The organism is Polaromonas eurypsychrophila, from assembly GCF_014641715.1.
GTDB lineage: Bacteria > Pseudomonadota > Gammaproteobacteria > Burkholderiales > Burkholderiaceae_C > Polaromonas > Polaromonas eurypsychrophila.
In genome coordinates, this window is the sequence record NZ_BMIG01000005.1 from 84,153 (window position 1) to 97,163 (window position 13,011).

9 protein-coding genes are annotated in these 13,011 nt (G+C 63.0%); 7 read left to right on the forward strand and 2 right to left on the reverse strand.

The genetic code is table 11. The features are described from left to right. The first annotated feature begins 134 nt into the window (after positions 1 to 134). From IEX16_RS08685 to IEX16_RS08715, 7 genes are all read left to right on the forward strand, one after another. Positions 135 to 2,366: a heavy metal translocating P-type ATPase gene (locus IEX16_RS08685; protein ID WP_188707957.1), complete on the forward strand. Its 2,232-nt coding sequence runs from the start codon at positions 135 to 137 to the stop codon at positions 2,364 to 2,366. Further along, positions 2,363 to 2,806 (forward strand): Cu(I)-responsive transcriptional regulator, encoded by a 444-nt coding sequence (gene cueR, locus IEX16_RS08690; protein ID WP_229676260.1) that lies wholly within the window; start codon positions 2,363 to 2,365, stop codon positions 2,804 to 2,806. The genes IEX16_RS08685 and cueR overlap by 4 nt, the downstream gene beginning before the upstream one ends. Positions 2,807 to 2,927: 121 nt before the next feature. After that, positions 2,928 to 3,326, forward strand: a complete 399-nt coding sequence (locus IEX16_RS08695; RefSeq protein ID WP_188707958.1) for a hypothetical protein — start codon at positions 2,928 to 2,930, stop codon at positions 3,324 to 3,326. Between the two features lie 174 nt (positions 3,327 to 3,500). Then, positions 3,501 to 4,736 (forward strand): TolC family protein, encoded by a 1,236-nt coding sequence (locus IEX16_RS08700; RefSeq protein ID WP_229676261.1) that lies wholly within the window; start codon positions 3,501 to 3,503, stop codon positions 4,734 to 4,736. Further along, complete coding sequence (locus tag IEX16_RS08705; protein WP_188708197.1) at positions 4,736 to 6,394, forward strand: efflux RND transporter periplasmic adaptor subunit; 1,659 nt, start codon at positions 4,736 to 4,738, stop codon at positions 6,392 to 6,394. Before IEX16_RS08700 ends, IEX16_RS08705 begins: the two co-directional genes overlap by 1 nt. Beyond that, positions 6,391 to 9,561: an efflux RND transporter permease subunit gene (locus tag IEX16_RS08710; protein WP_188707960.1), complete on the forward strand. Its 3,171-nt coding sequence runs from the start codon at positions 6,391 to 6,393 to the stop codon at positions 9,559 to 9,561. Before IEX16_RS08705 ends, IEX16_RS08710 begins: the two co-directional genes overlap by 4 nt. A gap of 117 nt (positions 9,562 to 9,678) precedes the next feature. Beyond that, positions 9,679 to 11,037, forward strand: a complete 1,359-nt coding sequence (locus IEX16_RS08715) for a TAXI family TRAP transporter solute-binding subunit (protein WP_188707961.1) — start codon at positions 9,679 to 9,681, stop codon at positions 11,035 to 11,037. Positions 11,038 to 11,119: 82 nt separating this feature from the next. Here IEX16_RS08715 and IEX16_RS08720 read toward each other — a convergent pair whose 3' ends face one another. Both IEX16_RS08720 and IEX16_RS08725 read right to left on the reverse strand, forming a co-directional pair. Continuing rightward, the gene (locus IEX16_RS08720; protein WP_188707962.1) at positions 11,120 to 12,184 is read right to left on the reverse strand and encodes an ATP-grasp domain-containing protein; all 1,065 of its coding nucleotides are present in this window, start codon (positions 12,182 to 12,184) and stop codon (positions 11,120 to 11,122) included. Next, positions 12,177 to 12,971, reverse strand: coding sequence for a GNAT family N-acetyltransferase (locus tag IEX16_RS08725; RefSeq protein ID WP_188707963.1), 795 nt, complete (start codon positions 12,969 to 12,971; stop codon positions 12,177 to 12,179). The genes IEX16_RS08720 and IEX16_RS08725 overlap by 8 nt, the downstream gene beginning before the upstream one ends. Between the last annotated feature and the right edge of the window lie 40 nt (positions 12,972 to 13,011).

The following is a 13,011-nucleotide window of genomic DNA, read 5'->3' on the forward strand; positions in this document are numbered from 1 at the left end:
GGCAAGGTCAACCGGCTTCGCGTGATGCCCTTACTGGCAAAGGGGAATTAACGCTTGATCGCTTGACCTTACCATCGTGGGAATCTTGAGAATTGCGGTATCGCTTTTATAAGCAACATCGCCAAAGGACAACCATGGAAACAACCGCAATACGGCAACCCGAATCGCTTCACCCAGTCAGCCAGACAAACCCGACCCAATGGGAATTGCCCATAGAAGGCATGACTTGTGCCTCGTGCGTGGGCCGTGTTGAAAAAGCGCTGGCCGCAGTGCCCGGTGTCACCGAATCAAATGTCAACCTCGCTACAGAAGTTGCCAGTGTCACTGCCGCCTATAACGTGTCTTTTGAAGTGCTTCGCGCCGCCGTTGAAAAAGCAGGTTACACCGCCAAACCCGCGCAGATCAGTCCGGACGGGGCCAGTAACTCGCCACCCGTCAATGCCTTGTGGCCCGTGGCCGTTGCGGCAATGTTGTCCGTGCCAATGGTGGTTCCCATGATCGCAGGCTTCTTCGGTGCCGACTGGATGCTCCCGGGCTGGATTCAGCTGGCGCTTGCCACGCCCGTGCAGTTCTGGCTGGGCGCCCGCTTCTACCGCTCCGGCTGGCGAGCCCTCAAGGCGCGGGCTGGCAACATGGATTTATTGGTGGCCATCGGGACCTCAGCCGGGTATGGCTTGAGCGTGTACCTGTTGCTGCGCCATGCCGCGCATGGCATGCCGCACCTGTATTTCGAGGCTTCAGCCGTCGTCATCACCTTGGTGTTACTTGGCAAATGGCTGGAAACCAGAGCTAAGCGCCAGACGACCGAGGCGATTCGGGCCTTGAATGCGCTCAAACCGGAGACTGCACGCCTGCGGCGCGATGGCCAGGACAAGGAAGTCGCTGTCAGCCAGCTCATCCATGGCGATTTGGTGGTCATCAAGCCCGGAGAACGCGTGCCGGTGGACGGGGTGGTGATGGAAGGTGCGAGCCAGATTGATGAATCTTTAATCACAGGCGAAAGCCTGCCCGTGGCCAAGCATGAAGGCGACAAGGTCACTGGCGGTTCGGTCAATGCAGAAGGCCTGTTGATCGTGCAGACCACAGCCATTGGCGCCGAATCCACTTTGGCGCGCATCGTCCGGTTGGTGGAGTCTGCCCAGGCTAAAAAGGCGCCTATTCAGCGGTTGGTGGACAAAGTCAGCGAGGTGTTTGTGCCTGTGGTGATTGGCGTTGCCTTGCTGACCGTGCTGGGTTGGGGACTAGGCACTGGAAACTGGGAAACGGCCATTCTTAACGCCGTCGCGGTGCTGGTGATTGCCTGTCCCTGTGCCTTGGGCCTGGCAACGCCGACGGCCATCATGGCCGGTACCGGAGTCGCGGCACGCCACGGCATTTTGATCAAGGACGCGGAAGCGCTGGAAGTGGCGCACAAGGTGAAAGTAGTCGCGTTTGACAAAACCGGGACTCTCACCGAAGGCAAGCCCGAGATGGTGGCTGCTGAATCGGTCAACAACAACCTCGCCGCCTTTCTGATTGCAGCCGCGTCCATTCAGGCGGGCAGCGAACACCCGCTGGCCCGGGCCGTGCTTGACGCTGCCGTGCGTGACAAGCTGGCACTTCAGCCAGCCTCCGAGGTACGCGCGATTGCGGGCCGGGGCATGGCAGCCGTGGTGGGGCAGCGCGAGCTGCGGCTGGGCAGCACCCGGTTTATGAACGAGCTGAAAGTAGACCTGAGTGCGTTGAAGCTGCGGGCCGTCGAGCTGGAGGCGCAGGGGCGCACTATTTCCTGGGTGGCCGACGTGACTGGCCAGCCTGCCCTGCTCGGTCTGCTGGCTTTTGGAGACACCGTCAAGCCGACGGCCGCGCTGGCCATTGCGAGCTTGCGCGCGCAAGGTGTGCGGTCCGTTCTCCTGACCGGCGACAACCGGGGCAGTGCGCAGGCGGTGGGCGAACAACTGGGTATCGACGAAATCCGCGCGGAAGTCTTGCCCGAAGACAAGGCCAGGATTGTGGGCGAGCTCAAGGCAGGCGGCGTGACCGTCGCCATGGTGGGCGACGGCATCAACGATGCCCCGGCTTTGGCCGCAGCAGATGTCGGCATTGCCATGTCTACGGGGACTGACGTGGCCATGCACGCTGCGGGTGTCACCCTGATGCGCGGCAACCCCGCGCTGGTAGCAGACGCCATCGATATCTCGCGCCGCACCTATGCCAAGATTCGGCAGAATTTGTTTTGGGCTTTTATCTACAACCTCGTTGGTGTCCCGCTGGCAGCATTTGGCCTGCTCAACCCGATGATTGCCGGCGCAGCCATGGCATTGAGCAGTGTCAGCGTGGTGACCAACGCGCTGATGCTGCGCCGCTGGAAAGGGAGCAACACATGAGCGAAACAGACATGTCCGGCCCCCTCAACATCGGAGAAGCGGCGCGCCAATCCAGGGTGTCCCCCAAAATGGTGCGTCACTACGAGTCGCTGGGCTTGCTGCCAGGCGTGAGCCGCACGGATGCGGGCTATCGGCAGTACACCGGCAAAGAGGTGCATACCCTGCGTTTTATCAAAAGCTCTCGCGATTTGGGCTTTAGCATGGCGGAGATCGCCAAGCTGCTCAAGCTCTGGCAAAACCGCCGTCGCTCCAGCGCGGACGTGCAGCGTATTGCGGTCGGGCATGTGAACGACCTGGACAAACGGATGGCCGAGATGGCGGCAATGAAACAGACGCTCGAACATTTGATTCACTGCTGTCAGGGCAACCACCGGCCGGACTGCCCGATTCTGGATGCGCTCGGCAAGTCGCCACCGCCCACCCCGCACGCCGGGCCCTGATCTCCTCGGGCGAGGCAGCCGCCAGGAACTTTTTCACGTGGACTGCTCAATACGCTTAAACTTAAAGCGTGTTACCTCGCCAACTTCAGCTATCGCCCACCTCGCCCACCTCGCCCGCACCATGACCTGGAACCGCCGTCAACGTTTTGTGACTGTGCTTTTTGCACTGATGAGCCTGCTGTTCATGCAACTGGCGGTGGCTGCTTACGCGTGTCCGGCCGGGAGCCTCATGCAGCAGACAGGGATGGCAGAAAACTCAGCCATGCCTTGCGCTGAATCAATGACCGCATTCGTCACGGACAACGAACAACCCAGTCTGTGCGCCGCACATTGCAAGGCCGACCAACAAAGCGCTGATACCAACCCCTCACCCGGATTGACAGCGCCAGCCATGCTGTCCAGTGACTATGCGCTGTTGCGCCTGAACCTGCCGTCGCTGGTTGCGCCTCTTGAAGCGCCACTTTTGATGCGAAACCACGCGAGATCAGTGGCGGTGCGCCACTGCTGCTTCCGGCTTTAAATCCTCCCTCTTCCTGTTTTCTGCTCTGGCACGCGATGTGCCCTGGCGGTTTCCATGTTGTCTGGAGGTTTTATGTTTGCTTTTTCCGTTACTTGTCGAGCGCGGCTGATTCGGTGTCTGTTTGCGGCTGCGTTGTTGATGTCTATCGCGGGCTCGCTCCGGGCTGAAGAGCCTTTGTCCTTGCGGGAAGCGCAGCAACTCGCCGCCTCGCGCTCCGGGCAACTGCTTGCACAGGATGCAGCCACCCGGGCGGCGCGTGAGATGGCGGTGTCGGCTGGCCAGTTGCCAGACCCGGTCCTCAAGCTCGGCATCGACAACCTGCCTGTCACGGGTCCTGACCGGCTAAGCCTGGGCCGCGACTTCATGACCATGCGCCGTATCGGGTTGATGCAGGAATTGCCGCGCGAGAAAAAACGCCTGCTCAAAACCGAGCGCTTCGAGCGCGATGCCGAGCGCGCCCAGGCCCAACGGCAATTGGCACTGGCGGGCTTGCAGCAAGGCACGGCGCTGGCCTGGCTGGAGCGATATTACGCACATGCCATGCGCGCACTGTTGCAACAGCAGCTTGAAGAAACGCGCCTGCAGGAGCAAGGCGCCGACATCGCGTTCCGCGAGGGACGGGGCGCACAGGCCGATGTGTTTGCGGCGCGCGCTGCGCAGATTGAACTTGATGACCGCTTGAGCCAGATCGACCGTCAAGCCAGAAATGCCAGCCTGATGCTGGCGCGCTGGATCGGTGCAGATGCGAACCGTAGCTTGTCAGGTGAGCCCATGTGGAAAACCATGCGGGACAACTCCCACCCCGACGCCATGCTTTCCGCCGGGGAACTCAGGCAGCATCCCAAGTTGACGCTGTCTGCGACCCTCGTGGAGGCCGCCGAAACGGAGGCCAGGCTGGCCCAGGCGAACACCAAGTCGGACTGGACCGTGGAGGCCGCCTACCAGCAGCGCGGACCGGCCTTTTCCAACATGGTGTCGATTGGCATTTCAATCCCCCTGCAGTGGGACCCTAAAAATCGCCAGAACCGCGAGACCGCCGCCAAACTGGCCGCAGTGGACGAGGCACGCGCCAATGACGCGGACAACCTGCAGGCCTACGAGGCCGAGGTCCGCAGCCTGATCAATGACTGGCAAACCGGCAAGGAACGTATTGCGCGTTATACCGCCCAGATGATTCCAGTGGCAAGGCAACGCTCGGCGGCGGCGCTCACGGCCTACCGGGTCGGCAAGGGCGACCTTGCAAGTGTGCTGGCAGCGCGGCGCGACGAGCTCACTGCGCGTATTCAGGCCCTGGGCCTGGAGCTGGAAACAGCGCGTTTGTGGGCGCAACTCAACTATCTGAAACCCGATAACAGCATAGGGCCCAGCGCATTCGCGGTCACCTCTGAATCCTCCAAAGGCCAGCCATGATGATCAAAAAAACATTTGTTGCGCCTTTGCTGGCCGTCGCTCTGATTGCTCTGGCCGGTGGGGGTGGGTACGGTCTGTACACCCTCGGCATGCAGCGCGGAATGCAGGCCGCAGAAACCGGTGCCTCCACGGCCACGGTCGCCACTGCCGGGGACGCCACCGCCACAGAAACGCCTGGCGCGGGTGTTCCACAAAGCATCGCGCAGGGCGAAGAGGCCACGCGGCGACATATCAACGCGGGCATCAAAGCCGGTGACACCGACCCGGCCAACGGGCAACGGGTGCTGTACTACCACGACCCGATGGTGCCGGGCAACAAGTTTGACACGCCGGCCAAGTCGCCCTTCATGGACATGATGCTGGTGCCAGTGTATGCAGGCGGCGACACCGACCAGGGAAGAATCACAGTCAGCCCGCGCATCCAGCAAAACCTGGGAGTGCGTACGGCGCCGGTCACGCAGGGCACGCTTTCCCCCGAGGTGTCTGCCGTGGGCAGCATTGCCTTCAATGAGCGCGACCAGGTCATCGTGCAGGCCCGCGCCGCGGGCTATGTGGAGCGCCTTCATGTTCGTGCCACCCTGGACAGCGTCGCCAAAGGCCAGCCGCTGCTGGATATCTATGTGCCCGACTGGGTCGCCGCGCAAGAAGAATTTCTGGCGGTCAGCCGCATGCAGGGACCCAACCTGACCGGGCTGATCGATGGCGCGCGCCAGCGCATGCGCCAGGCCGGCATGAGCGAGGCGCACATCGCAGCGGTGCAGGCCAGCGGCCAAACCCGTGCCCGCACCACCCTGTTCGCGCCGATTGCCGGCGTTGTCACTGAGCTGGCGGCGCGCGAAGGCATGGCCGTGCAGCCGGGCGCCACGCTGTTTCGCATCAACGGGCTGTCCACCGTCTGGGCGAACGCCGAGGTGCCAGAGAGCCAGGCGGCATCGCTGCGGCCTGGTGCCAAGGTGCAGGCCAGAAGCCCGGCAGTGCCGGGCATGGTTTTCAGCGGCAAGGTGCAGGCCATCCTGCCGGAAGTCAATGCCGGCACACGCACCATCAAGGCCAGGCTGGAGCTGGCCAACCCGGGCGCCCGGCTGGTGCCCGGCATGTTTGTGCAAATGCAGCTCATGGACACGCGGTCCGCCCCGGTTCTTTTGATTCCAACCGAAGCGGTGATCCAGACCGGCAAACGCAGCGTGGTGATGCTCGCCGAAAAAGAGGGTCGGTTCCGGCCGGTGGAAGTCGAGACCGGCATCGAAAGCGGCGGCCAGACCGAAATTATTCGTGGCCTGCAGGCCGGCCAGCAGGTGGTGGTCTCGTCCCAGTTCCTGATTGATTCGGAAGCCAGCCTCAAGGGCGTGGAAGCGCGGCTCAATGGACCCGCCGCCGCTGTGGGTGCCAGCGCCGCGCCCCGGCACCTGGGCGAGGCCAAGGTCGATGCGGTGGCGCGCGATACGGTGACCCTGACGCATGGCCCGATTGCCTCGCTGAAATGGGGCGCCATGACCATGGACTTCAAATTACCCGAGACCGGTTTGCCGCGCAATGTGCAGTCCGGCGATGCGGTGACCTTCGAGTTCTACATGGACGCCGAGGGCTTGCCGCGGCTGACCGGCATCACGCCGATGGCGTCTGCCCCGGCGCCGAAAACCTCGGGAAGCAAGCCATGATCGCCAGCCTCATCCGCTGGTCCATCGTCAACCGTTTCCTGGTGCTGCTGGCCACACTGATGATCAGCGCCTGGGGCGTTTATGCGGTGCTGAAAACGCCGCTGGACGCCCTGCCCGATCTGTCGGACGTGCAGGTCATCATCCGCACCTCCTACCCGGGTCAGGCCCCTCGCATTGTCGAAAACCAGGTGACCTATCCGCTGACCACCACCATGCTGTCGGTGCCAGGCGCCAAGACGGTGCGCGGCTACTCCTTCTTTGGCGATTCCTTTGTTTATGTGCTGTTCGAGGACGGCACCGATTTGTACTGGGCACGTTCTCGCGTGCTGGAATATTTGAACCAGGTGCAGTCACGCCTGCCGCCGGCGGCCAAGGCCTCGCTCGGGCCGGACGCGACCGGCGTGGGCTGGATTTACCAGTATTCGCTGATAGACCGCAGCGGCACGCAGGACGCCTCGCAACTGCGCGCGCTGCAGGACTGGTTCCTGAAGTACGAGCTCAAAACCGTGCCGAACGTGGCCGAGGTGGCGTCGGTGGGGGGCATGGTGCGGCAGTACCAGATTGTGCTGGACCCGGAAAAACTGGCCGCCTACCGCCTGCCGCACACCCGCGTCCTGGACGCGATGCAAAAAGCCAACCAGGAAAGCGGTGGCTCGGTGCTGGAGCTTGGCGAGGCCGAATACATGGTGCGTGCCTCGGGCTACCTGCAGACACTGGACGACTTTCGCAAGGTGCCTTTGACAACCACCGATGCGGGTGTGTCGGTCCGGCTCGGCGATGTGGCGCGCATCCAGCTCGGCCCCGAGATGCGACGCGGCATCGGCGAGCTTGACGGTGAAGGTGAAGCCACCGGCGGCGTGATCGTGATGCGCTCCGGAAAAAACGCGCTGGAGACCATTGCTGCGGTCAAGAAAAAATTGCAGCAGCTTCAGGACAGTCTGCCCAAGGGCGTGGAGATCGTTCCGGTGTATGACCGCTCCGGCTTGATCGAGCGGGCCGTCAGCAACCTGGGTTTCAAGCTGCTGGAAGAATTTGCAGTGGTCGCGGTGGTGTGCCTGATTTTCCTGTTTCACCTGCGCTCGGCGCTGGTGGCGATTGTCTCGCTGCCGCTGGGTATTCTGGCAGCCTTCATCGTCATGCACTACCAGGGCGTCAATGCCAACATCATGTCACTGGGCGGCATTGCGATTGCCATCGGCGCCATGGTCGATGCGGCGGTGGTGATGATCGAAAACGTCCACAAGCACCTGGAGCACTGGAAACACGACCATCCCGACGCCACCTTGGCGGGCGAGGCGCGCTGGAAGGTGATTGGCGACTCTGCAACGGAAGTGGGCCCTGCCCTCTTTTTCTCGCTGCTGATCATCACGCTGTCTTTCATTCCGGTGTTCACGCTGGAAGCGCAGGAGGGGCGCTTGTTCGCGCCGCTGGCGTTTACCAAGACTTACGCAATGGCCGCCGCCGCCGGGCTGTCAATCACTCTGATCCCCGTCTTGATGGGTTACCTGATCCGCGGCCGCATTCCAGACGAAAAAGCCAACCCGCTGAACCGGGCGTTGATCCGGCTGTATCAGCCACTTCTCGGCGCGGTGCTGAACTGGCCCAAGCTCACGCTGGGCATCGCCACGCTGCTGCTGGCCCTGAGCCTGTGGCCCCTGCAGCATATTGGCGGTGAATTCATGCCGCGCCTGGACGAGGGCGACCTGCTCTACATGCCGTCGGCCCTGCCGGGTCTGTCGGCGGGCAAGGCGGCGGAGTTGTTGCAGCAGACCGACCGACTGATCAAGACTGTGCCCGAGGTGCTCAGCGTGTACGGCAAGGCCGGTCGAGCCGAAACCGCCACCGACCCCGCACCCATGGAAATGTTCGAGACCACCATCCAGTTCAAGCCCAAGGACCAGTGGCGACCGGGGATGACCCAGGACAAGCTGGTCGAGGAACTGGACCGCATCGTCAAGGTCCCTGGGCTGGCCAACATCTGGGTGCCGCCGATTCGCAACCGCATCGACATGCTGGCCACCGGAATCAAGAGCCCGGTCGGCGTGAAAGTAGCAGGCGCCGACCTGGCCACCATTGACCGTGCCACCGGCGAGATCGAACGCGTGCTCAAGGACGTGCCCGGCGTCAGCAGCGCGCTGGCCGAGCGCTTGACCGGCGGGCGTTATGTGGATGTGAACATCCGGCGCGATGACGCGGCCCGCTTCGGCATGAACATCGCCGACGTGCAGTCGGTGATCAGCGCGGCGGTGGGCGGCGAGAACCTGGGCGGAAGCAGCGGCGAAGTGGTGATTGGCCTGCAGCGTTTCCCGATCAATGTGCGCTACCCGCGCGAAATTCGTGATTCGCTGGAAAAGCTGCGCAAGTTGCCCATCGTCAACGAGCGGGGCGCGCGCCTGGTGCTGTCAGATGTGGCCGACATCCGCATCACCGACGGCCCGCCCATGCTGCGCAGTGAAAACGCACGCCTGTCGGGCTGGGTCTACGTGGACATCCGCGGCCGGGATCTGCGCTCTGCCGTCAAGGACATGCAGGCTGCGGTGGCTGCCAAGGTCAAGCTGCCGCCGGGCTACTCGATTTCCTGGTCGGGGCAGTTCGAGTTTCTGGAGCGGGCCACCGCCAAGCTCAAGGTGGTGGTGCCATTCACGCTCCTGATCATCTTCGTGCTGCTGTACCTGACCTTCAAGCGGTTTGATGATGCCTTGCTGATCATGGCCACCCTGCCGTTTGCGCTGATTGGTGGCATCTGGCTGCTCTACCTGCTGAGCTACAACCTTTCGGTGGCCGGTGCGGTGGGGTTCATCGCGCTGGCGGGCGTGTCGGCCGAGTTCGGCGTCATCATGCTGCTTTACCTCAAGCAGGCGTGGGACAAGCGTATCGAGGAAGGCAAGACCACGCCCCATGACTTGACGCAAGCCATTGTCGAAGGCGCCGTGCTCCGGGTTCGCCCCAAGGCAATGACGGTGGCGGTGATCCTGGGCGGCTTGTTTCCCATCATGTGGGGCACCGGAACCGGCTCGGAAGTGATGCAGCGCATTGCCGCATCCATGGTGGGGGGCATGATTACAGCGCCGCTTCTTTCAATGTTTGTGATTCCAGCGGCCTACCTGCTGATGCGGCGAAAACCTCTGCTACAGGCCGCGTTCGTCGAAGAAAAAGCAGACGCATAGCCGTTTCTAATGCTATAACTTCAGGAGCTACTGATGCTTGTCCTGTATGGGCTGGCAGCACTTTTGACTTCATATTTTTCCGGGTGCAGCGGCGGGCGCCGCATGCTATGGTTGTGCATGCCAAAAACCATACGTTACACCCTGCTGTCACTGCGCGACCTGTGGGTGTCCGCCGGGCCTTTCATCGTGCTGACCATCACACTGCTGGTGTTGGCTTACTGGTGGCTGGACCCGAACCCGCCCAAACGCGTGACGCTGGCTACAGGCCCGGCGCAAAGCGCCTACGAGGAGTTTGGCAAACGCTACGCCAAAATTCTGGCCGACGACGGCATCGAGGTCGTGCTGCTGCCCTCGCAGGGCTCGGCTCACAACCTGCAGTTGCTGCGCGAAGGCAGGGCTGACCTCGGTTTTGTGCAAGGCGGCACCAGCACCTACAGCGCAGCAGACGCGGAAACGTTGACCTCGCTTGGGAGCCTGTTTGTCGAACCGCTGTGGCTGTTTTACCGGGAAGATGCCCTCGGGCGAGTTCAGGGCGAACGGAAAACGAAAGCGACAAGCGTGGCGGCTATCAACTCCCTCACACAATTGCAGGGTTTGCGCGTCAACGTGGGAACCGCAGGGAGTGGCGTCCCAAGCCTGATGACCAGGCTGCTCGAGAGCAATCGCATGGAGCCGGCCAGCGTGCGGACGTCGAATCTGGACCAGACCGCAGCAACCGTTGCCTTTCTGGGCGGTGAGCTCGATGCCATCGTGTTTGCCTCCGCGCCTGAATCACTGATGGTGCAAATGCTGCTGCAGACACCCGGGGTGAAACTGATGAGTTTCCCGCAAGGTGAAGCCTATGCCAAACGATTCACCTTTTTGAGCACGGCGCGCCTGCCGCAAGGCGTGGTGGACCTGGCCGCGAACATTCCGGCCGAGGACGTCAACCTGGTGGCCCCCACCACCTCACTGCTCGCACGAAGCGACACCCATCCAGCGCTGGAGCAACTGTTCGCGCAGGCCGGCAATGTGATTCACGGGCCGGCGGGCTGGTTCAAGGACGCGCGTGAGTTTCCCAACCGCGACAACAGCGAACTGCCGATTTCCAAGGAAGCCGAACGGGCCATCAAGAACGACGCCCCGCTGTTGCAGCGTTATCTGCCCTTCTGGGTTGCCAATCTGGTCGAACGCATGTGGCTGGTCATGGGCATCATCATCGCCGTCATGCTGCCTTTGTCGCGCATCGTGCCGCCGCTGTACGAATTCCGCGTGAGATCGCGGATCTTCAAATGGTACGGCCAGCTGCGGGACATCGAAAATCGCATCGAGGCCGCAGGAGAGAACAAGGCATTGCTCGACGAACTGAACGCTATGGAGGCGCACGCCGAAAAAATCAGCGTGCCGCTGTCTTACACCAACGAGTTGTATGCGCTGCGCAGCAATATTCATCTGGTGAGGAAAAAACTGTTGCGTACGGACGGCAGCACGCCCTGAACGCCGACGGAAGGCCACCACCCGAGATCCTGACATCGCCCTTGTGGCAGTGGGGGGCAGTGCTAACGGTGCTGAACAACGATCAATTCGATGGCGGGTAGGCCTCCAGCAGCCGCTGCTGCATGATGTGCAGTTGCGCCAGTCTGAACAAGCTGACGGGCCTGTGCCCCCTGCGGCGGTTCGCCGCGCCAATGGCAAACAGCACCCGCTGCTTGGCAAAAATAATGCGGAATGCGGCCAGCAGCCCGATGTCGGGGTCCCAGGCCTGAATCGCTTCAGAGCCGGCGCCGTTGACTTCCATGATCTTCAGGCCCCGGCCCTCGGACAGATGCTGCAGGTCCTCAAAACGCACATCGAAGCGCCCCGCGTAAAACGCCGGCATATCGCGCGCAATCGCTTCCACCGCCGCCGTCAGCGCCGGTGTGATGCAGGTCGCACCATCGCGGTAGAGGCCGCCCACGCGGGTCGAGCCAATGGTTGCGAGCCTGACCACCTCGCCGCGCGCCGGCACGCGATCAGGCTCAGGCACGGCGACATGGTCGTGGCGGCCCTGCACACGGCTGGTTCGCGGATCGGCGGCGATCAGTTGCGCCAGGGTAGCAATCCCGTCGCCGGTCACACGCGGAAAATAGCGTAGCGCCAGACCAATGATCCGCCCCTGAGCCGCTCCAGGCTTCCGCGCGTAGAAAATCCCGGCCTCGCCTTCCTGCGGCAGGTACTCCTGCAGCAGCAGTTGCTGGTTCAGCGGGAACAACGCCAGGTAAGCCATCAGCGCGGCCTCGTCGCCGACCAGACGCACACCGAAACCGCACATGCCCAGATCCGGTTTCACCACCATGGGAAACACCAGTCCCGCCTGCGCCATCGCGATACGCAGCCCCGCCAGGTTCTGGCGCGCAGGCGGCAGGGCACAGTGGCGTGCGGTGGCACCGCGAGCCAGCGCGCCCATGCCCCGAAAATACTCCAGCTTGGTCTCGCCGACCAGACCACCCGCGGTAATCGCCGGGTTGACCGCCGATGGCAGGGTGGCGCTGCCGTAACGCAGCGATAGCCACAGCCACTGCAGCACCAGCGGCACACAGATCAACCACTTCGGCAAAGCCTCGAGCGCGCCGCGCGGCACACTCGTCGCGAGCGGCTTATCCACGGCTTGTGGCCTGAAGGTAACGGGGCGGCAGGTCCTGCATGCGCATCATCATCGGGAGGTCGGCGGTATTAAAGGTCGGGTCCCAGGCCGGTGGTCCCAGCAGCCTGGCGCCCAGGCGCAGGTAAGCGCGGATCAGCGGCGGCACCGCCATGCCGTCCGGCAACATGGAATGCGCGAGCGGCAAGGCCAGGCGCGGACGAACCTGGTAACGCACCGGCGCCAGATGATTCAGGCACAGTTGCTGCCAGACGGCTGCGGCCCCGGGCGGGCCGTGATGATGCATGGGAATGCTGGCGCAGCCAATCATGGTGTCCAAGGTATTGCGCTCCATGAAGTCAGCCAGCTCGCCCCAGAGAGCCAACACCACACCGCCGTGCCGGTGTCGCACATGCACGCAGCTTCGGCCCAGTTCGACCATGCGCGCGCGCAGCGGGCCCAGAGGCGCCAGATCGAACTCCTGGTCGCTGTAGGTGCCGCCGGCGCGCCGCGCCTGGGCCGGTGTGAGCACACGGTAAGTGCCGATGACCTCCCCGGTCGCGGCGTCGCGTACCAGCAGGTGTTCGCAGTAATCGTCGAAGCGGTCGATGTCATGGCCAGCCAGCGGCGTGGTCAGGCGCGCGCCGAGTTCCCGAGAAAATACATCAAAGCGCAGACGCTGGGCCTCACGCAACTCATCGGTGTGCCTGGCCCAGGCCAACACCAGGCCGGAACGCCTTGTCCGGGGACTGCGATGCAGCGCCGGCCGTGGTGCAAGCGGGAGCGCTGCAGGGGAAGCTGCGGTTGTCATGAGTCGACCTTTCCGGCAGGGGTGCAACAACCCCCTTCGG